The following is a 22,258-nucleotide window of genomic DNA, read 5'->3' on the forward strand; positions in this document are numbered from 1 at the left end:
TGTGAGAAGTATACCATCTACTAAGTAATAGTTTCAAAGAGGCAGTAACCAGCACAGCTATTGAATCTATTTTTGTTATTATATATAAAATAACAACTAAAAAATATGGAGAATTTTAAGTATTACAATTATTACAACCACTCCACCAATTATTGCTAACATATAATTCACACTCCTTTTTTTCTCTATCTGTTAGTTTTTCTGTAACAAAAAAGAAAACAATTATAATTAATGTATAGAATATTACACCATAACCAATTAAGTTTAATAACAACATGTTAGGGGTCTCTGTAGCAATGAAACAAAAACGGCAATGGTAAATACAATTTATACCATTGCCATTTAATTAATTAGTTCTTTATCAACATACACATTTACACTGACATATAGTTATATTAAAAAAATGTAGATTCTCGCTCACCTGTTTTAGCGTAAATGTTCATTGGAGTCCAGCTCATCGATCCAGTATCCCTGTTGATTATAATGTTGATACAGTCCATTCTCGTAATCTCGGGTTAACAGAGCTTCATCTGTGTATTCCGGTGACTGCTTTATGTCTTCACGAAGAAGAGTGATGAATACTTTAGATTCATCCCAACTAACGCGTTCTATCCATTTTGGTGAAACCAGAACTTTTTTCCCCGGCCACCAATTCTTTGTATCAATGATTAGATAACGAATCGTCAATGTTTTATCATCGATGATAAAATCTTCGACGTGTCCAATTTCGCCATTTGCTGCTTGAATGTTATAGCCTCTCACCTCGCTAGTGCTACGTAAATGGGAATCCCATTTTTTCTGACCTGTAGTCTGTTCTTTCATCCTATTTTGGAATTGGCCACTCTCAACACAGGGATAAAATCCACCGGTTTCCCATATTTGCCCACTCCAATATGTTGGCCATTTATAATACCCATAGTAATCTTCTTCGAATTGTCGTGAAATGGGTTCGTCGCTGTCCAAGGATGGACTGTTCTCAATCTGTTTTTTGGTCAAATTAATAGTGACGTATTGTTCTTCTTTATTCACGCCGTCTAACGCATATGGTGAAATTAATACTTGTCTACCAGTTAACCAATTTCCTGTGTCGGCAATCAAATAGCGGATCGTCCAGTGATGGTCATCGAAATAGAATTCTTTGACCTTACCTATTTCCCCATCGATACAGTTCAACTTGTAGCCCTTTAGTGTTTTGACTTTGTTTAACATAATAATTCTCCTTTCTTCTTTCAGTTTTTTATTAAAAGCTTCTATATTGTATTTAAAATAACACTTTTTATAATCTTCCTCTTCCACCAATAACGTCAAAAATGAATACTATAACAGCTATGACAATCAGTATATGTATCAAGCCACCACCAATATTAAGCACCAGCCCCAATAACCAGAAAATTATTAATATTCCTGCTAACCAACGTAATAATCCCATAATATCACTCCTTTATAAACTAATTTTTACAAAAGGTCTTAATACCTAAATTTTATGTCTACTATACAAATTTACAGAAAACTTAGAATATTATGTTTATATTGTATCATTAATGCCACCATGTTTCAACCTTTTTCGACAATTAATTCAAGCAGTTTTAATATTACTCAATTGCAAAAGTAACTTCCACCCCCCAATACATTTGCTTTCGGCGCCTTATTTGTTCCAGACATTATTATTGATGATGAAATTAATAAATACCGTGTTTAGAATCAAACACGGTATTTAAATAATTATTTTTTTCTGTGCTCAGCAAGAAGTAAATCCACCATTTCACCATAACTTTTTGTTCCAGATTCTTGATTTTGAGACTTAAGATAAGTATCATTAATTTTATCACCAATTTTTTCTATAGTACCAGAGTAGCCTTGCCAAAAACGTTCTTTGTAATTCAAGTCCTTAATGACACTGCTACTACAGGTTAAAAGCAATTCATTGAATTTTTGACTATCATCTTCTTTTAATGCATTAAATGAATAAGTTAATGCTGAAAGTGTTCCAGAATACTTAAAGTATATATCAGGATGATTTATACAAGCTATATATGCAATATAATTTGCTTCATCTTCTTTGGCATAACCTCTTTGATGAGCCATTTCATGTGAAGTTGCAAAGGGTAAGATTGAATCAGGGACTGCAGTATTAACGTTAGCTTCGCTAGTAAAAGGAAAATAAAAACCTGTAAATCCTGTGTAACACATTGGAATTGAAAGTAAAATACTCTTAGGTGTTCCATAGTAACCTCTTAATTTAGGATATTTTAGTGAAGCTTTATCATATCCTAGATAAGCAGTTTTTAGCATATATCTTTTATTATAGGGGAGTTCCATTACTCCATTTTTATCTTCATTTAAATTTTCTCTTAAAGAATTTGAATTTTTTATAAGAATTTTACAAAGCTCAACAACTTCAGTTGAGGATGACTTCTGTATATTTAATTCGAATATTTTATCTAATGAAAGTCTTTGGTAATTAAATCCCCATAGAAGCTGAAACGAAAAATATATTACTCCTAATACAGCAAGTATATTTAAACCAAAGTTTTTTAATATTTCTAATCTTTTATTTTTGTATTTGCATAAGTGAAAAAACATTTTTGAGACATAATATAATATAAAAATCGAAAAGCATACAATTATAAGTTCTGCAAGAGAAAAGGGTAGAAAGCCTGTGACTGCACTCAATACAGTAGCAATAGTTTTATAAAAAAATGTGGAATAGTATGTTTCTATAAAATTTGGGAATATTCTAGATATTTTAGTAAGGAGAATAGCTAAGGGCATAAGCAAGATAAAAAACAATTGTTTGCTAGATGCGAATTTATTCAGAAAAATACCACCTTTCTCTCTGATTTCCTTATTTTTAACACAATTTCATCTCTATTTTATTATAATATATAAAAGCGCAAAAACCAACAATAAATACTATAAACTAACATATTTTTTATTTTAATCTATAAACGTCCTAAACTCTTGGTTGAGTTTAGGACGTTACCTCCTAGCACCTCGGAGGAACTAACATAAGCAAAAACAGTTAAATAATTATTAAAGTTATATAAAGGTGATATTAAAATCATTAAAGACAGTTATACAGGGGTACAGTATATAATTTATACAGAAGGAATGGGAAGTCCAACAATGTCAGTACTTTTAAATGAAGAAGGAAAACCATTATTAGATAAATAAGAAGAGATATACTCTTATACATTGAAGAGCTTCAATGAGTATGCCAGTACTTATTGATTATGCGAAAACTGTTGCTATAAGTTATCTACCTAAGCCTTAAATTAGTTAATAAAGGAGTATTAAAATGAAATGGAAAGAAATTAAGGACAAAATAACAGATAAAATTGACTTACATACATTAAAAAGAAGATTGAAAAAATATCAATCAGCTGCAAAATGTTATGCAAAAGAAAATAATTATATGGATTTCTTTCATCAACAAGGAATTCCTCATACAGTAAGAGCAATTAGAGTGTTAGAAGACAAAATAAATAAAAATAAAACAGATAAAAATAAAAAAGATTAAATTAGAATTATACTTCATTTAATTTGCTTAGTTTACTATATGAATATTGGTGTTTTAATAGCAGCGTGGTATAAACTGAAACAGAGAGATTTAAATTTTAAAAAAATTGGATGATATAATCTAAGTATGGTAAAATATGAGTGGTACATGTTTTTTTGAAATTATGGATTATATATAATAGAATATACCTAACAGAAAAGATTTGTTCTGATCTGAAAGGAAAGAAGATATTAAGCTAAACAGATTTCGTTTCGTTAACTGTTTTTTTAGTGATATTAAGCTTTCCATTTGGTGAGCTTTTTTTTATTTGTATATTAGTGCAACAAGGAAAGGGAGTATATGAGAAAATTAAAAGGATTAATTTTACCGTTAATGATTATATTGATATGGATTATTATAGACAAGCTGCATATTGTTAATAATTATATAGTCCCATCTCCTAAAACAATTTTAGCTACGACCTATGAGATGTTAGTATCTGGACAACTTTTAAAAAACCTGATGGTAAGTTTTTTTAGAGTTATTGTTGGGTTTACAATAACCTTTGCAGTTGCTTTTCCGCTTGCAGTATTCCTTGGAGGTAAACCAAAAGCTATGCCTTATATAAATCCATTTTTAGAATTTATGAGACATATTCCACCTATAGCGATGATTCCTATATTGATATTATGGTTAGGTATTGGTGAGTCATCAAAACTTGTAGTTATTTTTTTAGCAACCTTTTTTCCGGTTTTTTCAAATACCTTAAATGGTGTTACAAATTACGATAAAAAGCTTCTTGAGGTTGGGGAGATATTTCACTTTAGTAAAAAAGATTTATTTCTAAAGATAATATTTCCACAGGCAATACCCTCAATTATGACAGGTATTCAACTTGGGCTTGGATACAGCTGGAGGTCACTCATGGGAGCTGAACTTATAGCTGCATCATCAGGGATTGGATATATGATAATAGACGCAGAGCAACTTTCAAGGCCAGATATTGTCATTGTTGGAATACTGTCAATAGGAATTTTAGGGTATTTTATTGATTACTGTTTTATTAAAATATCGAGAAATTTAATCAACCAAAATGGGAAGGGAAAAAAATATGGCAGGTCTAATAATAAAAAATCTTTCCAAGACATTTAAAATTGAAAATGAAAAAGTACACGCTTTAAAAAATATTAATTTAACTGTTACAAGTGGAAGTTTTGTTACAATAGTTGGTAGAAGTGGATGTGGAAAGACAACTTTATTGAAATTACTTTGTGGTCTTTTGAGCATTACTGAAGGCACTGCTAAGCTAACTGATTTGAAAGAGAAAGAAAACAATAAAATAGCTATAGTGTTTCAAGAGCCAAGACTTATGCAATGGCTTACTGTGGAAGAAAATATGGCTTTTTCTCTTGCTAATTGCAAAGATAAAAAATATGTTAATGAAAAAGTAACTTACTATTTAAAATTGTTGGGTCTTTATAATTTTAGAAAAGCTTATCCAACGCAAATATCAGGAGGAATGGCACAAAGAACTTCGCTTGGAAGAACTTTATGTTATGAACCTCAAATAATACTTATGGATGAGCCGCTAGGAGCACTAGATGCATTTAATAGAAAAAAACTTCAAAATGAATTGATAAATATATTTTTAAAAAGTGGTAAAACAATCATATTTGTAACTCATGACATTGAAGAAGCTATTTATTTAGGCCAAAAGATTGTTGTAATGGACACAGGTAGAATAATAAAAGAAATACCTGTTGACATTGATTATTACAGAGATACTGGTAGCTTAGAATTTCTTTATTATAAAAAAGAAGTTCTAGCTACACTTAACACATTACTGAAGGGGGACAAAAATGAATTTTATTAAAAGAATAAGTATTATCCTAAGTACCATAATTATTTCAACGTCGCTAGCAGGTTGTGCACAAAAACAAGAGGCTACCGCTACTAAAGTTGAAAAACCTAAAGTTATTAACATTTCATATGTTAAATCGCCTTTAAATGTACCTTCTATAATTGAAAAGAAGAAACAATTGTTTGAAAGTGAATTTTCTAAAGATGATATTAAAATAAACTATCCGGAAATAACGGAAGGTTCAAAAATGACAGAAGCAGTTGCGGCAGGTTCTCTCCAATTTTGTAATGCAATTGGAGCAACATCAGTTATCCTTGCAGCAGCAAATGGAGTTAACATTAAAATAATTGGCGTTTATAGTAGGGCTCCAAAGGCATTTACAATAATGGTAAAGGATCCTACTATAAAAACTATAAAGGATCTTAAAGGAAAAAAGATAGTTGGTCCTAAAGGGACAATACTTCATCAATTACTTCTTGGAGCACTAGTAAAAGAAAATTTAAAAGCGGATGATGTGCAATTTAGTAATATGACAATACCAAATGGTGTCTCAGCTCTTTTATCTGGGAAAGTAGATGCAGCGCTTGTTGCTGGACCTTCAGTTGCAAGTGCGCAGGAGAATGGAGCACGGATATTAACAACTGGTGAAGGAATATTAGATGCGACTATCGTAATAGCCGCAGATGGGAAATTCTTAGAGAAATATCCGGATATAGCGAAAAGATATCTAGCGGTTCATGAGAAAAGCCTACAATTTATGATGGATAATAAAGATGAGACCTATAAAATAACTGCTGGTGAGACAAAACTTACATTAAATCAAGTTAAAAGCATGTACGGACTATACGACTTCAATCCTAAAATAACACAAAAGGATATAGCTGAACTTACAAAAACTCAAGATTTTTTAAAGGAAAATGGTATGTTAACTAAAACAATAGACATAAAAAGTTTAATAGTTAATTTAAAATAATAAGGGCTTAATAAAATAAAAGACCATATGGTCTTTTATTTTTTCTTGTCTTTTTCATTTTCCTTATCAATTAATTTAGGCAAAATAGTACCATTAAAAACAACTGCGAAAAGCATTACTAACATAATTACAACGGCAGAAATATCTTGGCCACTCATATCATTACCTCCTTTTACTGGTATTTATAAATGAATTTAATACACACAATAATCAAAAAACAAAGTAAAAAATTATCAAGTTTTTAATAGTATTCCTAAACCCATAAAAATTATTTCTATAAATAAAACTTCGGTCTTATGTAAATTAGTTAATCATTGAAAATATTGTTTCATTGATTAGGGTTTGTTTTTTAGAGGTTTAATATAATATTCATGATATAATATGGTATATATTATATAAGTTGATTAATGGAGGGCATGTTTTATGATTCGAGACTTAACAAAGGGTAGTCCAGCTAAAATTATTTTAGTTTTCACACTACCATTACTTATAGGTAATATTTTTCAGCAATTTTATAGCTTAGCGGATACTCTGATTGTAGGACGTACACTTGGAGTTAATGCTCTAGCAACAGTAGGATGCACAGCGAGCATTATGTTTCTTATACTTGGCTTTTCACAAGGATTAACTGCTGGATTTTCCATAATCACTGCTACGCACTTTGGAGCTGGAGATAAACAGGGGGTAAGACACAGTTATGTAGCAAGTATTGTGCTAAGTTTATTAATCACAATGGTTCTTACAATTATAAGCGTTATATTCGCACGACCAATTTTAGAGATAATGCATACACCACCAGAAATAATAGAAGGTGCTTATAACTTTATAATTATAATTTTCGGAGGCATTATAGTGTCAATGTTATTTAACTTGTTTTCTAATGTTATGAGAGCTTTGGGAGACAGTCGAACACCCCTAATATTTTTAGCTATTGCGAGTATTATAAACATAACTTTAGATTTTCTATTCATTTTAAAATTCAATATGGGAGTATCAGGTGCAGCCTGGGCAACCACAATATCTCAAGGAATTTCTGCTATATTATGCTTTAGCCATATCATGAGAAATGTGCCTATTTTAAAACTACACAGGAGTGATTGGCATTTAACAAAAAAAATCATATGGGATCATTTAAGAATGGGAGGTCCTATGGCATTTCAGGCTTCTATTATAGCAATCGGTGCAATTACTATTCAATTTGCACTGAATAATTTAGGTGAAGTATCTGTAGCTGCATACACTGCAGCACAAAAAATTGATATACTAGCGATTCAGCCTATGATGTCATTTGGTATTACAATGGCCACATTTGTAGCCCAAAACTATGGTGCAGGCAAAATAGAAAGAATCCGTATTGGTATAAAACAATGTAGCATCATATCAGTAGGTTTTAGTATTATTGTTGGTCTGTTTAATATTTTAGCTGGTCGTTTTATGATATTACTTTTTGTAGGTGATAACCATCCAAAAGTAGTATCGCTTGCACAAACCTATTTAAATATCAATGGATCAATGTATTTTGTGTTAGCACTACTTTTTATTTACAGATTTAGTCTTCAAGGATTAGGGCAGAGTCTTGCTCCTACCTTAGCGGGAGTTATGGAATTAATTATGCGAACCTTCGCTGCTATTATTTTATCAAAATACTTAGGTTTTATCGGGATATCCATGGCTAGTCCTCTTGCATGGATTGGTTCTTGTATACCGTTAGGAATTGCTTACTACATAACTCATAAAAAATTGTACGGATTGAATAAGCCAAAATGCATAACCGAAAAATAAAGGAGTATCTTAATGCAAACAATAAAACAATTACTTCAGAGAGATTCAGTAATGAAAATATTATTACTAGCTACTTTAGTATTATTTACTTATTTAATAAGATCTATTTTAAATTTAATTTTATTAACTTTTGTGATTGCTTATTTAGCAAATAGTCTACAAAGTTTGTTAACTAAGCAAATAAACAAAGTTGTAAAGGTAAACCCAGCTATTATTACTATAATTATATATTTGTTTATGACAATAACTGTAGTGCTACTAGCGGTTGAATATATACCACTTGCTATTTCTCAAAGTTTACATATTTTAAATAGAATGGAATACACTGATTTTGCGATAGATGTGAAAGGGAATATGAAGTATTTAGCACCAATATTTCAGCAAATTAACATAGCAAGTTATGCTAAAACGGGGATCCAAAGTATTATGATTTTTATAACAGATTTTGGAGCATGGAGTTTGAATTTTATTATGGCATTTGTATTAAGCTTGGTATTTGTATTAGAGAAAGATAGTGTATTAAAATTTCTATCTAAGTTTAAACGTAGTAAAGTATCTGCAGCATACAATTATTTAAGTTGTTTTGGTAATAACTTTTTAAATTCTTTTGGCAAAGTAATACGAGCACAAATAATGATAGCCATTGCAAATACAATATTATCAATTATAGGACTTACAATAATGGGTTTTCCTGCATTGTTTGCTCTTGCATTTATGATATTTATTTTAAGTCTTGTACCTATAGTCGGAGTGTTTTTTTCTTTAATTCCCTTATGTTTAATTGCTTTCAAAATAGGCGGATTAATTAAAGTAGTTTTTGTTGTTATTATGATTTTTGTAATTCATGCTGTTGAAAGTTATGTTTTAAATCCAAAGCTTATGTCTGATACGACCCATCTTCCAATATTTTTTACTTTTACAACATTAATAATATCAGAAAACTTTATGGGAACTTGGGGTCTTATACTGGGTATACCAATGGTTATATTTGTATTAGATTTAATTGGAGTGAATTTGGGAGAAAAATCTTAGAATATAGATTAAACAGGAAATCAATGTTATTAGATGGAGAAACACCTTCTAACTTTAGGATGATGCGCAACGAAGTTAATTGATGATTTTGTTGATTTATATAGTCATCTATTAGGAATATTTCTTTATTGAGCTTTAAAATATAAAAAAGTTGTATTTTATCTAAAAATATTATATAATTCTTGTACTGACTAGTCAGCATAACAACATTGGAGGTCATAAATGAATTTATTTAATATTTTAAAAACAGAATCAACGTCATTTTGGAAAAATAAAATTAAAATAGTTGCACTTTTAGCCGTTATACTTATTCCCCTATTATATAGCTTCAGTTATTTAAAAGCCTATTGGAATCCATATGGAAATTTGAAAGATTTCCATGTTGCAGTTGTAAATAATGATGCTGGTTCAACATTAAACAATCAAAAGGTTAATTATGGTAATGATACTATTAAGAAGCTTAGAGATAAAACAAATATAGGTTTTCAGTTTGTAAGTAGTAAAGTTGCTAATGCTGGAATTAACGATAACAAATACTTTGCTTTAATTGAAATACCAAAGGATTTTTCAGAAAAAATTGCCGATGCAAAAAATGGTAAAGTATTAACGCCTACAATAAAATATGTATCGAACAACAAGGAAAATTATATTGCTACTAAAATTTCAGCCAATATTAAAGATGAAATCCTAGTTCAAATTAAGCAAACTATTTCTTCGAAATATGGAGAGTCTGCATTTGATTCAATTTATCAATCAAGAGATGGTCTAAAAGATGCTGCAAGTGGTACAGATAAGATTATTAATGGAACAAATGATATTCTAAATGGTAATACTAAAATATCATCTAGTTTAAAGGATCTTAATAATCAAGTACCTAAGTTAGAAAGCGGGACAATTGCTCTTGCAAATGGATCATTTGCACTTAATAATGGTTTAGGTAAATTGAATTCACAGGTTCCTACAATAGCTAATGCAGTAGACCAGCTTTCCTTAGGTGCGAATACCTTAAATGAAAGTTTAGCTGCTGCAGATAATGGTGCAGCCACACTTTCGTCAGAATCAAAAGGCTTAACAGATGCTAGTACTGGTATAAATAATGCATACAACAATACGATACTTCCAGGTTATGGTCAGATGACTTCAAAATTAAAAAACGGTGCTGATACCTTAAATGGTGTTGCAACAAAAGTTAATGAAGGAGTTACTCAATTGGTTCAAAGTACAACAGATGGTCAAAAGGCAATCATTGCTGCACAAAATGATTTACAAGCATATTTGATTGCAAATAAATCAGCAGCTAATGATCCCAATATGCAAAAGTATTTAGCAGATATGAAAAAGATTTCTGCTAGTCCTTCTAGTGATGAAAATACTGCTTCGATTAACCAATTGAAAGCTGGAACAAATGGACTAGTTCAGGGTACTAAAGATTTATCCGATCAGTTGAATACTAGTAATTCGAGTTCTGCAGTATCAGCTTTTAATTCTGGACTAAATGAATTTAATGTAACAGCACTTAAGCCATATACAACTGGAGTAAATCAATACACTGCTGGAACAGATAAATTGGCTATAGGATTAAATGCATTATCACAAGGTTCTAATAAGATTTCTACTGGACTTGGAACTTTAAAAACTAAAATGCCAACGCTTACTAGTGCATCTAGTCAATTATACAATGGTTCGTCCATATTAAATAATGGGTTAGATGAGCTTAACAATAAATTGCCCGCTTTAGCCTCTGGCTCGAAGCAACTTGCAGACGGATCAAACAAACTTGGCAATGCTTTAACAACTTTAAATAATGGAGATAATGATTTAAAAACTGGTATAACAAATGGAATCAATAAAATTAATAATAATGTGAAATCATCAAGTAAAGATCTTGGAATTTTTATTGGTGATCCTGTAAAAATATCTGAAACTGATATTGATAAGATAAATAATTATGGTACAGGACTGGCCCCATACTTTTTACCAATTTCATTATGGTTAGGTGCTGTACTTATGATGCTTATACTAAAGGTTAAAAGAGATAATTATAAAGAATTGAACAGATTTGAGTTCGCTTTAGGCAAATATATTCATTACAGTCTAATAGGTATAGTGCAAGCAGTACTACTAGGTTTTGTAACTTTATCTATTGGAATTAGTCCAACACACCCAGTAATGTTTTTCGGTTTATTAATAGTTATGGCTCTTTCTTTTGATGCTATACTTTATGCACTAGTAAGTTTACTTGGACTCGTAGGAGAAGGTATAGCAATAGTGCTTCTAGTGTTACAATTATGTTCTGACGGTGGAACATTTCCATTGGAAACTTTGCCTAAATTCTTTCAGAGCATAAGCCATCTATTACCATTTACCTATTCTGTACAAGCAACAAGAGAGTTATTATTTGCTCAAAATATTAACAGAGGTTTACTAGTAAAAGATTTAGGAATACTTTTAGTGTTTGCTTTAGTATCACTAACTATAGCTTTAGTATTCGTAAACAAAGGTGAAAAAATAAATAAACACATAGATAAAGCTTTAGAAAGCTCAGTTGCATAAAATAATATTTAAAGTTATAAAAATTATTCTAACACAATGCTATCATACTTAACTAAGATAGCATTGTATTAGTTGATGAGGTGAAGTTATGAATAAAACTAAAAATTCTATTTTTTTATCAGCAGTGAAAGTTTTTTCAAGCAATGGTTATGATGGTGCAACTATGGATGAAATAGCGATAAGTGCGGGGGTAGCTAAAGGTACGTTGTATTATCATTTTAAGAGTAAAGAAGAGATATTTAATTACATAATATCTGAAGGTATGAAGTTAATACAGGATAAAATCAGTGAAGTATCCAATAATTCAGATACAGCACTAGGTAGATTAAAATCTGTATTTAAAGTTCAACTAATACTTGTACATAGGAATAAAGATTTTTTTAAAGTTATTGCAAGTCAGCTTTGGGGAAAGGAACTAAGACAATTTGAGCTAAGGAATAAAATTGAAAGTTATATAAATGACATTGAAGGTTTAATTGATGATGCCGTAAGGTCAAATAATCTAAAAAGAGGGAAATCCAGACTAATGGCATATTCTTTTATTGGAAACCTATGTTCATCTTCGATTTATGAGATTTCAAACAGTGATGAAGACATGGATGATGTAGTTGAAAGCATGCTGGATTATATGTTAAATGGGATAGGAATACAATAACAGTAAAATAATAAAAAAAGATTTTATCGACCTTAATTTGTAACGGTTATCGTCTGTTTTCATTTATAAATACTCCCACGATATGAGTTTGATTCGATGATAGTTTATACCATGAATAATAAAGATATTAGACAAAAAAAATGAATGGGTGGCATTGCCACCCATTTGGAATGTGAAGGATTTTGAGCTAAAATCAGATTGTGGTTTTATGTTCCCTAATACTGGTGTTTGAGGGGATTTTTAATTCCGTTTTAACTTGTTTGATTAATGGCCATTTGTCAAAGAAAGTGTTCAGATATAGATATGGCATCATAAATATAAATTGTCCAGCGATTACGCCCAATGTAGCATAACCGAGTCCCATATCGTTACCTCCATATGGAAGCATTTTATAAACCTTCATCCATATTAATCCCATGATAGTTCCAATCACTACTACAATTGCAAGTCTTATTAAAAATCTTGCTCCTGAACTTTTAATCTTATCTTCTCCAGGATAATCGAAAAATTGGTGGTGCCATAAAAGTGCTGTAGTGATAATAGATAAAACCAATGAAGCAATTACAAGATCTACAGGTTGTCCGTTAAGAAGATCTAAAGGTTTAAGAACTACTCTCAAAATACCTCTAATTGCTAATGCTCCTACCCAAGAAATAGAGATACCAATTAAACCTTTCCATGGTTGCCTTTCTGTAAATAATTTATAAGGATACTGCTCTCCACCTATTCCAGGGAATAAAAAGAGAAATATAAAAATTTGGCAGAAGGCTAATACAGATGGCCAAGATCCCATAGGGGTAATACTTGCAGCTTCTCCACCTAATTGAAATTTTAAGAAACTAGGAATAACCATTGCCATCCATACAAGTATTGCAATAACTGTTGTTGTCATCATAACACCAAATCCATCCCAAGGAGCATCTATTCTACCTGCAAAAGGCCATTTCCCGAATATTGATACAATTGGAATCTGACAAATAAGTACAGGCACTGCATAGAAGTTAGCTGCAGCCCATCCTTCTGTAGCAAGTAAAACTTGCGACCCAGTCTGAGGCATGAACATAGTAGCTAAGTTAAATGGCTTCCACCATATTCCTAAAAAACCTATCATAACAAGCATAGCTAGTGCACCAAGTGAGAATGCTATAGCAGCATATCTTAGCCCAGCAATAGGTTGCTTTTTACCCTTTGCATATTTACCATAGTTACCAAATAAAAGAGTAAGCCATACCCATGAATTGATAGACATCCAGAAGAAAGTTCCTTCTGTAACATCTTTAATATATTGGCTTGATGCTGTTGCATCTACTTGTGCTAATCCTACATTAGCCAAATTACTTATAATACCTTTTACAATAAGTCCCCAGATAGGCCATCCTATACAAGCAATTAAAAAAGTTATAACTACTGCAATTCCTCCGCTAACCAGTGGATTCTTGAATCGTCTTTCTATATTAAATTCCATATAATAATCTCCCTTCATCTATTCCATAAATTCTTCTATTACATCTCCTTTTTATTCTTTAAACCAGACTACCTTTCAAATTTTCTAGAGCAGTCTGGTTTATGGAATATGTATAACATCTATAGACATGATATACATTTATTATTAAACTTCATTTTATATATAAGCATATTATATTTCCATTTCCTTAACATCAGGAGCTATTATTAAATCAGCATCAGTGCACTTTATTACTTCATCAACAGTTAAACCTGGTGCCACTTCGATTAATACTAAGCCCTTATCTGTAACACTCATAACCGCTTTATCTGTAATTATAATGTCAACACATTTTGTAGCGGATAAAGGTAATGCACATTTCTTTAGCACCTTTGAATTACCTTTTTTATCATTATGACTTAAAGCGGCTATTACACATTTTGCTCCTACTAAAAGATCCATAGCACCTCCCATACCTGGTGCAAAGACTCCTGGTATCATCCAGTTAGCAATATTTCCTTCTTGGTCACACTCTAAAGCACCTAAGGCAGTTATGTCAACATGTCCTCCTCTTATTATTGCAAAGGAAAGATCCATATCAAATGTTGATGCACCTGGCAATAAAGTAATAGGGGATCCACCAGAGTTTCCTAAATCCGGATCAGATTCTCCTATTTTAGGAGTTGGTCCAAAATTCAAAGCTCCATTTTCTGCTTGAAGTGTTACTTTCACTCCAGCTGGCAAATAGTTTGCAGCCATATTAGGTATTCCGAATCCTAAATTAGCAACCATTCCATCTTTAAATTCTTTTGCGATTCTTCTTGCAATTATTTCTCTACCTTCCATCTTATTAACCCTCCCTATTTCATTTTTTTAGTTCTTATCCATAAATCTTCAAAATATTTTCCTCTAGCTTCTAAAGAATCACCTTTAACTATTATGTCTACTAATATACCCGGTGTTCCAACACTATCAGGTGCGATTTCACCTGCTTCAACAATTTCATCCACTTCAGCTATAACTAAATCAGCAGCAAGTGCCATAATTGTATTTGTTCCTTTAGTTGTACCTCTATATTGAATATTTCCAAGTTTGTCCGCTTTATAACCTTTGATTATGGCAACATCAGCTTTTATTGGTGGATAAACCAAATATTCTTTCCCGTCTATCACCATTTTTTCTCTACCTTCTTCAAGAACAGTTCCCACTCCTGTAGGTGTTACCACTGCACCAAGTCCAGCTCCACCAGCTCTTATGCATTCTACTACAGTTCCCATAGGTATAAATTCAACTTCTAATGTACCTGCATTGTATTGTTCTTGGATTTCAGGGCAAGTTCCAATATGTGCACCTACGAATTTTTTTATTTGTTTATTTGCTACAAGCTTACCAATATCGTGAGTTTCTCCTGGATGAGCTGATACAGCTTGAATAAGTGTAAGATCCTTAACACCAGTCTCTGCTAATGCATCTATGATCTTTAGCGGAGCACCTACACCTAAAAAACCTGCGGTCATAATTTTCATACCATCTTTAATATTTTCTACTGCTTCTTGTACTGTATTAATCTTTGCCATTTTTCTGTACACCTCCAAAAGTTTTTATAATATACTATTTAGTAATAAGCAAAATTTATATTCTTGAGATCTATCCTCCCTTCTTAAGAAATTTAATTCTGATAATACTATTATAAGCAATTTATATGCCAGCTTTATTATGTAGCGCGCAAGCATACTATCTAGAGAGTTTTGTATAAAATACTTGCAAACATATAAAGTTAGAAACTGTTCTAATTTTAGGAAAAATGTGTTGATTTTGGGAACGTATACAAACATATCTACAAATTAAAATAGCCCACACTTTAAAATAAAGTGTGGGCTATATGTTATATTTTTTCATTTTGTAGTACAAATTACTTCTTGATATACCCAGTTCTTTTGCTGCTTTTATTTTGTTCCCTTTGTGCTTGTCTATAGTTTCTACTATCTTTTCCCTTTCTATATTGTCAGTGTTTGCCCTTAGTTCTGTCATATCGTTTTCCATTTTATCCTGTTCTATATTAGTATCTATGTAATCTTGAATTAACTCCTTTGTTATAACTCCATCAGAAAAACTAATAGCCATTTCTAACACATTTACCAATTCCCTCACATTCCCTGGCCAATCATATTCTATTAATAGTTTCATAAAACTCTTCTCAACGTGAGGTTTGTCTAATTCTGATTCTCTTGATAATTTATCTATAAAATGTTCTACTAACATATGTATATCTTCTTTTCTATCTCTTAATGGTGGAACTTTAATAGGAATAACATGTAACCTATAAAAAAGGTCTTTTCTAAATTTGTTTTCACTTACCATTCTCGGCAAATCCGCATGAGTAGCTGAAATTATCCTCACATCTATTGGTATTGGATTAGATCCACCTATTCTTTCAATTTCCTTTTCTTGAAGTACTCTTAATATTTTAGCTTGCAAATTAAGAGGCATATCTCCTATTTCATCTAAAAATATAGTTCCATTATTGGCTTGAAAAAACTTACCAGAGCTTCCACCTTTAAGAGCACCAGTAAAAGAACCTTCTTCATACCCAAATAGTTCTGATTCTAAAAGATTATCTGGTATAGCCGCACAATTTATACGAACAAAGGGTTGATGTCGTCTTTTACTAAGACTTGTAATAGCATGAGCTACTAATTCTTTACCTGTTCCGGTTTCTCCCATAATTAATATTGTTGCTTTAGTCTTTGCTGCTGCTAAAATTTGTTTTTTTAGCAGCAGTGCTGGTTTACTCTCTCCTATAAAATCATTAATAGAGTATTTAGTAGAATATTTACTGTTACTTTTATTAGTTAAATAATTCTTCTCGTTGCTTAAAGTTAACTTGTCTATATTTTTTATTAAAGAATACAGATTTATATAGCCCACAGCCTTATCTTCACTATCTATAACCGGAATTATATTAGTTTGGATTTCTATCATTTTTACTTCAAAAGCATCTTCATCTTCTCCAATGGATTTAATTCCTTTTGCTATCTTTAAAATTGTTTCTTCACTTTCCATTTCATAGTTTGATAAATAGGGTAGTATATCCTGGAATTCTACTATTCCCTTATATCTATCATTCTTATCTGTAACTATAATAAAATTTATTCCGTTATCTCTAATTGTGTTTACAATTTGCCCAATAGTATCATCAAGAAAACAGGTATGAAAGCTCTTATTCATTATTTGGTTTATCTTCAAAGTAATCATCTCCTTGATTCATACTTCCTTTATCTTTTATCTTGTATTTTGAAAATATTAATATGGTTATCCAAATCTAGAGCGATTTGATCTAACATATTACCCGATGAGGATATATTATCCAATAACATATTCAACTTCTCAACTTCTATTTTTAAATTATCTACTCTATTCTCAAAAGAAGTGCCTTCTACTGAGAGAGTTTCATTTTCATCATTGCATTTGTTTAAATTTAATATCGCATCTTCCAAATCATTAAGTTCTAGCTTAATATTTTCTAAATTTTCGTACTTTTTATCCACTATTACTTCTTCAATTTCCATTCTCAAACCATTTATTATTTGCACAAAATCATCAAAGTACTCTCTTTCTTCATAGGTTTTGTAAGCATTATCCGTTTTTTCTGTAACATATATTCTAGATTTATCAATACTATCCAGCCCATTTTCAATTCCTTTTAAAGCATCCTTAGATTTACTAATGTCTGATTTTAACCTATTAGAAGCTTCCTTTAGATTAATAGCGTTATATAGTATCTTGCCTATCAAAATAGAAATATTACTTAACATAGTATTAAAGGTTCTATTTAGTGTTCCAAACTCATCATTATTAACATAAATCAATTTTTGCGAAAGATCTCCATCTTGGATTTCCTCCATAACTCCCATAAGCTTTTTAATAGGTCTAGAGAAAGATTTTGACAATAAATAAGATATAAAAAGTGATAAAATAGTTACAATAATTAATGCTACTAGAATTAAATTATATAGTTTTTTGCTAGTGCTGAAAATTTCTGATTTATTGCCTCCTGTGACTATGTACCAATCCCAGGGCTCGTAGTATGTGTAGGTTGCAATCTTATTTTTACCATTAAATGTATATTCTATGGTTCCTTCCTTGTTTTTTATAATTTCTTTTACCCATGGATAATTCTTCATAGCTTGTCCATTCAAATATGGATGAATTATAGCATTTGTATTAGAATCAAATACATATACATATCCAGACTCTCCAATAGATATTCTTTTTATTGCACTAATCATTTCATATTCTTGTTCTCTTCTTCCAAGTACAAATGCTCCTATAATTTCCCCAGAATTATTTAATATAGGTCTATAAATAGTAGCATGCCATATACCTTCAACACTAGCGCGTCCAATGTACTGCTGTCCCCTTATTAACTTATTATATACTAGCCCAGAATTTATCAAGGTACCCATTATCCTTGCTCCGTCCGGCTGTCTTACACTTGTACTTACCCTTACAAATTCATTTTTATCTAGCATAAAAATCGTAGTTTCTAAATTTTCTTTCTCAAGGGTTTGGTCTACTAAGCTATAATCATTAGTTAACTTTTGCTTTCCTAAGTACCAAGTCGGAATACGATGCCCCGCAATATATAACATATTATTATAGTCAAATCTACTTTTCCCTAACGTTTCTAACTTATAACTAAATGAAGATGCTGAACTTTCAAGCCAAAGGGAGGTTACCTTCTGTTGAGTATCTACCATGTTTTTAATTCCAGTATTTATACTCGTTATTTTCTCCTCAGTCTGTTTCGATATTTCTTTAGAAATAAAATAATAACTGACTCCCCCTATTACTAATAATGGTATTACAGATACAACAATAAACCATTTAAATAAACGTAGTCTTATAGTTTGACGCATAACTTTTCTCCTCCTTTTGACATTATATCTTTAGTAAATTCTTCTTAATATTTATTATTATAACTGATTTCGCATATATAAATCAAATTTTCCCATAATTGTTTATTTATTAATGAAATTGTATAGATTTGCTTCGTAAACGATATCACTTGCAATTTTTCTGTATGAAGTAAACCTTTTTATTAGAAAAGGATTTATTCGATTTGTTCAGTGGCTGAATAAACATTGAATATGGCGATAAAAAATACATATAATTTAAAACCAATTAGTTATTTTAGATGTCTAATTTATATAGTAGAGTTTAATGAACCTTACAATAATACTGAAATAGAGGTGATATGAATTCGATAAATCTAAAAGTTTTATTCGTAATCTTCATATTTCTATTAAAAGCAAGATTAAAAAAAAAAATAATAAATACGTTGTAAAACACATTTTAGAAGATATATTTTTTTATTTAAAAGTAGGAATATATGGTGTTCATTTGCCTTGTTTTCCTTATTTTTATTATCGTACGATATTGCATAATGTCAAAAAAATTATTTCTTTATATGTTATTACAATATATGGTATAGTTATAAAAACAAGATGTTTCATATTTGTAAATAATGTGGATGAAGGGGGGCTGGACTATAATGAGTAAATTTAAAAAGATTTCTTTAGTAATAATAATTTTAATTTCAGTTATTCTAATTAGTAGCACAATGTATTTAGCCATTGGCACAGGGATTGATACGTATGGAATTTTTGTTGATAATATCACTAAAGATAATAAAACTCTACAAATCACTGGGTCGACAAGTAATAGTGCTTTATCATATGCTGGATATAGTTATAAAATCAAAGGTGACTCATTGTATTTAAAGTTAAGATATAGTCTTGGAAGTTCATTTCATCAGGGTGGGAAATTCAATATCACTTTAAATAATGACCTTAGTAATATAAATAATATGTACCTACAGGGTAACAAAAGTGAAGACGAAAAATTATTTTGGATTAAATATTCACAAAACATAAAACAAAATAATCTACAAGTACAAATGTCTACTGAAAATGTAAATTATAAATCTACTATTAAATCTATCAAATTTAGAATAATAAATAATGGGGATACTCTTGTAACTCTTGGAGAATATTATGTTCTCCAAAAAGATAAGGATGGAAAGTGGTTCGATATCCCGTTTAAGAAAGACTCTTCATTTACTGCGGAAATGATTTTATTAAAACCAAAAGGAAAATATGAAAGTAGTATACTTTTAAGTCCATCTGATTTTACATTTAACACAGGAAAATACCGAATAAATAAAGTTATTTCCACTAAAGACAAGAAAAAAGACAATATCAGTTGCGATTTTAATATTGATTAAAAGATTTGTATTAATGATAATTCGGAATATAAATGTTATTAAAGTATTACACATTCTTCTTAATGTGCATCACAATAGTGTTTTAATTTATCACAGGCTAAAAAAATTACTTATGAAAGAGGAAATTGTAGTAAAAAAACGTAATCGATTAATAATAGCCCTAATAATCTAAATACAACATAAAACTTATAAATAGAAAAGGAGAAAATTATGGAAATTAAGTTTATAACAGAACTAAAAGAATATAAGCAACAAAGAATGGATGAAATGCAAAGTAAAAAAGATTTATTAGAAAAGCTTAAGCTAGACTATCAAAGAAAATTAGAAAAATCAAAAATTTTAGAAGAGAAATATAAGCTTCATTTTGACAATAATATATTTGAGGCCTTAGTGACTCAAAACGTTCAAGTAGGGGACCTGAAATGTGAAATTAATAAAGCTATGACACAAGTAGAGCTCATGGATATAGGACAATTACCGTTAAAAAATTCTGAGATAAAAAAACAAGTAGACAATTTTGTAAACTCTTTCAAAATAGAGAAATTAAAAGAAACTGTATTACATAATAAAGAAGAATACTTAAATTCTCTTAGTGAATATTATGAAGCTATGCATCAAATAAACTCCACCAAATTTGAAGTAGACGAGTTAGAACCTATAATTGTTCAAGGTAATAAAGAAACTATAAAAACTGCTTTTTATTATCCAGGCTCTTATATTGATATTGACGGTTGTGTTATAACAAAATATGAACTTAATTCCTTGAAAAGTGCTTGTATAAAAAAATGAAGATCTTAATATAGTAGTAACCAAAAAACAGATTCACTCCATTAATCCATTTATTGAATGGGGTCGCGTCAGCCACCTAATATAGCAAACATAAATTGTCCACTACGTTACCAATTTATGTAACGGAGTCCTCTCCATAGAAGAAACTGGGAACAGTTTCTTCTTACTAATTAAAGATCTATAAGTAACTCACTTAGTAATATGAAAAAATTTTAAGCTAATATTATTCAATAGGAATATCTGTTATATCTTTTTCTTCTATTATAATGGGTGGCGTTATTAAGTTTTCAAAGTAATCGCTATTTTCACTTTCATTAATTGCACCTTTTTTATTTATAGTTTGTGAATTGTTTTTAAAAGTTACTTTTTTAACAAAAAACATAAATTTTGAATTTGATTTATTTATTGAATTCTTAATCAAACTTAACTTATTTGGGGTTGCTTTATTTTCATTTTTAATATTCATTGGGTTGTTTTCAGATGTTTTATTAATATTTTCATTACGATATGGTTGTTGTAAGAGTTTTAAAAGGACAAGAAATTTTGACATAGTTAATTTATCACAGATTGGAATCATAGATTCTGAATCATTTTCACTAATTACTTGTTTGATATTTATTGAACTTTTTTTTCCTGTTTTATTAATATTTATAAAACAAGATGGTTGTTGTAACATGTTAAAAATAAGAAAAGATTTTATCGACCTCAATTTGTCACGGTTATCGTCTGTTTTCATTTATAAATGCTCCTTTATTATAAAAGTTTGGCATAAGAAATAAAATAGAGTAGACTAACATAATTATTAATTACTTTATTTTACGTACTTAGACCTCCTACATAATATGTTGAAAATAAAGGAGTGTTACATTATGTATAATTCATATATCTATATTAATATTGGTTACTTAGCATGAGTCTGATGAAATTTATATTATAGCAATAAATATAAAAAAAATTTTTACACATACTATATTGAAAAATAAATTTAATTATAGAGAAACAAAAAGTCCCTTAATTAGTTTATAAATTTTTTTAAAAAGGGGAAATTTAATGGTAAAATCAAAAAAAAATTTTATACTAATTATAATTTTGATTTGTGTTATTATTTCAACAAGCTGTAAAACTAATGAAATTACTGGTACTACTAAAAAAGCTGAAAATCAAAAAAAAATTCTAATAACTAGTATTCATAAATTTAGTAATATACCAGATTTAAAATTGCCAAAAGAAAGTATTAAAATCAACTTTGAGGCAAAGTCACTTAACTTAATATTACCAATTTATATTGAAAAAAATAGATTATACCTTCCATTTTCTGAATTTATTGACAAGCTTGATGGTAAAATAGTATCTAATAATGATGTAATAGATATCAGTATTAATA

The 22,258-nt window shown here is 30.0% G+C and carries 21 protein-coding genes and 1 pseudogene; 12 read left to right on the plus strand and 10 right to left on the minus strand.

Going from position 1 to position 22,258, the window contains the following annotated elements; genetic code table 11:
* Positions 1 to 426: 426 nt before the first annotated feature.
* From VIM70_RS05955 to VIM70_RS05965, 3 genes are all read right to left on the minus strand, one after another.
* A complete protein-coding gene (locus tag VIM70_RS05955; protein ID WP_331944822.1) occupies positions 427 to 1,209 on the minus strand; it encodes a PRC-barrel domain-containing protein in 783 nt (260 codons plus the stop codon).
* Between the two features lie 67 nt (positions 1,210 to 1,276).
* On the minus strand, positions 1,277 to 1,429 hold the full coding sequence (locus tag VIM70_RS05960; RefSeq protein ID WP_331944823.1) for a lmo0937 family membrane protein: 153 nt from the start codon (positions 1,427 to 1,429) through the stop codon (positions 1,277 to 1,279).
* A 293-nt stretch (positions 1,430 to 1,722) separates the two neighbouring features.
* Positions 1,723 to 2,772, minus strand: coding sequence for a DUF3810 domain-containing protein (locus VIM70_RS05965; RefSeq protein WP_331944841.1), 1,050 nt, complete (start codon positions 2,770 to 2,772; stop codon positions 1,723 to 1,725).
* A gap of 291 nt (positions 2,773 to 3,063) precedes the next feature.
* On the opposite strand from VIM70_RS05965, the gene VIM70_RS23410 reads away from it, so the two are divergent.
* The 5 genes from VIM70_RS23410 (at position 3,064) to VIM70_RS05985 (ending at position 6,333) form a co-directional block, all read left to right on the plus strand.
* Positions 3,064 to 3,174 (plus strand): DUF6440 family protein, encoded by a 111-nt coding sequence (locus tag VIM70_RS23410; RefSeq protein WP_414648672.1) that lies wholly within the window; start codon positions 3,064 to 3,066, stop codon positions 3,172 to 3,174.
* 124 nt (positions 3,175 to 3,298) lie between these two features.
* On the plus strand, positions 3,299 to 3,520 hold the full coding sequence (locus VIM70_RS05970) for a hypothetical protein (protein WP_331944824.1): 222 nt from the start codon (positions 3,299 to 3,301) through the stop codon (positions 3,518 to 3,520).
* A gap of 339 nt (positions 3,521 to 3,859) precedes the next feature.
* Entirely contained in the window at positions 3,860 to 4,651 is a 792-nt protein-coding gene (locus VIM70_RS05975) for an ABC transporter permease (protein WP_331944825.1), read from the plus strand.
* Entirely contained in the window at positions 4,611 to 5,372 is a 762-nt protein-coding gene (locus VIM70_RS05980) for an ABC transporter ATP-binding protein (protein WP_331944826.1), read from the plus strand. The genes VIM70_RS05975 and VIM70_RS05980 overlap by 41 nt, the downstream gene beginning before the upstream one ends.
* Entirely contained in the window at positions 5,359 to 6,333 is a 975-nt protein-coding gene (locus tag VIM70_RS05985) for an NrtA/SsuA/CpmA family ABC transporter substrate-binding protein (RefSeq protein WP_331944827.1), read from the plus strand. Before VIM70_RS05980 ends, VIM70_RS05985 begins: the two co-directional genes overlap by 14 nt.
* A gap of 35 nt (positions 6,334 to 6,368) precedes the next feature.
* On the opposite strand, the gene VIM70_RS05990 is transcribed toward VIM70_RS05985, so the two are convergent.
* Positions 6,369 to 6,491, minus strand: a complete 123-nt coding sequence (locus tag VIM70_RS05990; protein WP_331944828.1) for a hypothetical protein — start codon at positions 6,489 to 6,491, stop codon at positions 6,369 to 6,371.
* A 265-nt stretch (positions 6,492 to 6,756) separates the two neighbouring features.
* On the opposite strand from VIM70_RS05990, the gene VIM70_RS05995 reads away from it, so the two are divergent.
* From VIM70_RS05995 to VIM70_RS06010, 4 genes are all read left to right on the plus strand, one after another.
* Positions 6,757 to 8,115, plus strand: a complete 1,359-nt coding sequence (locus VIM70_RS05995; protein WP_331944829.1) for an MATE family efflux transporter — start codon at positions 6,757 to 6,759, stop codon at positions 8,113 to 8,115.
* A gap of 12 nt (positions 8,116 to 8,127) precedes the next feature.
* Entirely contained in the window at positions 8,128 to 9,147 is a 1,020-nt protein-coding gene (locus VIM70_RS06000) for an AI-2E family transporter (protein ID WP_331944830.1), read from the plus strand.
* A gap of 222 nt (positions 9,148 to 9,369) precedes the next feature.
* Entirely contained in the window at positions 9,370 to 11,700 is a 2,331-nt protein-coding gene (locus VIM70_RS06005; RefSeq protein ID WP_331944831.1) for a YhgE/Pip domain-containing protein, read from the plus strand.
* A gap of 88 nt (positions 11,701 to 11,788) precedes the next feature.
* The gene (locus VIM70_RS06010) at positions 11,789 to 12,355 is read left to right on the plus strand and encodes a TetR/AcrR family transcriptional regulator (protein WP_331944832.1); all 567 of its coding nucleotides are present in this window, start codon (positions 11,789 to 11,791) and stop codon (positions 12,353 to 12,355) included.
* A gap of 193 nt (positions 12,356 to 12,548) precedes the next feature.
* On the opposite strand, the gene VIM70_RS06015 is transcribed toward VIM70_RS06010, so the two are convergent.
* From VIM70_RS06015 to VIM70_RS06035, 5 genes are all read right to left on the minus strand, one after another.
* Positions 12,549 to 13,820, minus strand: a complete 1,272-nt coding sequence (locus tag VIM70_RS06015; protein WP_331944833.1) for a hypothetical protein — start codon at positions 13,818 to 13,820, stop codon at positions 12,549 to 12,551.
* Between the two features lie 171 nt (positions 13,821 to 13,991).
* Entirely contained in the window at positions 13,992 to 14,645 is a 654-nt protein-coding gene (locus VIM70_RS06020; protein WP_331944834.1) for a 3-oxoacid CoA-transferase subunit B, read from the minus strand.
* Positions 14,646 to 14,659: 14 nt separating this feature from the next.
* On the minus strand, positions 14,660 to 15,376 hold the full coding sequence (locus tag VIM70_RS06025; protein WP_331944835.1) for a CoA transferase subunit A: 717 nt from the start codon (positions 15,374 to 15,376) through the stop codon (positions 14,660 to 14,662).
* A gap of 301 nt (positions 15,377 to 15,677) precedes the next feature.
* Positions 15,678 to 17,045 (minus strand): sigma-54 interaction domain-containing protein, encoded by a 1,368-nt coding sequence (locus VIM70_RS06030; protein ID WP_331944836.1) that lies wholly within the window; start codon positions 17,043 to 17,045, stop codon positions 15,678 to 15,680.
* Between the two features lie 29 nt (positions 17,046 to 17,074).
* On the minus strand, positions 17,075 to 18,718 hold the full coding sequence (locus tag VIM70_RS06035) for a Cache 3/Cache 2 fusion domain-containing protein (protein ID WP_331944837.1): 1,644 nt from the start codon (positions 18,716 to 18,718) through the stop codon (positions 17,075 to 17,077).
* 635 nt (positions 18,719 to 19,353) lie between these two features.
* On the opposite strand from VIM70_RS06035, the gene VIM70_RS06040 reads away from it, so the two are divergent.
* Entirely contained in the window at positions 19,354 to 20,085 is a 732-nt protein-coding gene (locus VIM70_RS06040) for an immunoglobulin-like domain-containing protein (RefSeq protein WP_331944838.1), read from the plus strand.
* Positions 20,086 to 20,295: 210 nt separating this feature from the next.
* Positions 20,296 to 20,874, plus strand: coding sequence for a hypothetical protein (locus VIM70_RS06045; RefSeq protein ID WP_331944839.1), 579 nt, complete (start codon positions 20,296 to 20,298; stop codon positions 20,872 to 20,874).
* Between the two features lie 223 nt (positions 20,875 to 21,097).
* Here VIM70_RS06045 and VIM70_RS06050 read toward each other — a convergent pair whose 3' ends face one another.
* Complete coding sequence (locus VIM70_RS06050; protein ID WP_331944840.1) at positions 21,098 to 21,610, minus strand: hypothetical protein; 513 nt, start codon at positions 21,608 to 21,610, stop codon at positions 21,098 to 21,100.
* Between the two features lie 314 nt (positions 21,611 to 21,924).
* Between VIM70_RS06050 and VIM70_RS06055 the strand changes: the two are divergent.
* Positions 21,925 to 22,258 (plus strand): annotated as a pseudogene (locus VIM70_RS06055) (hypothetical protein); the annotation flags it as partial.

It is taken from the genome of Clostridium sp. (assembly GCF_036569345.1).
GTDB lineage: Bacteria > Bacillota > Clostridia > Clostridiales > Clostridiaceae > Clostridium_AD.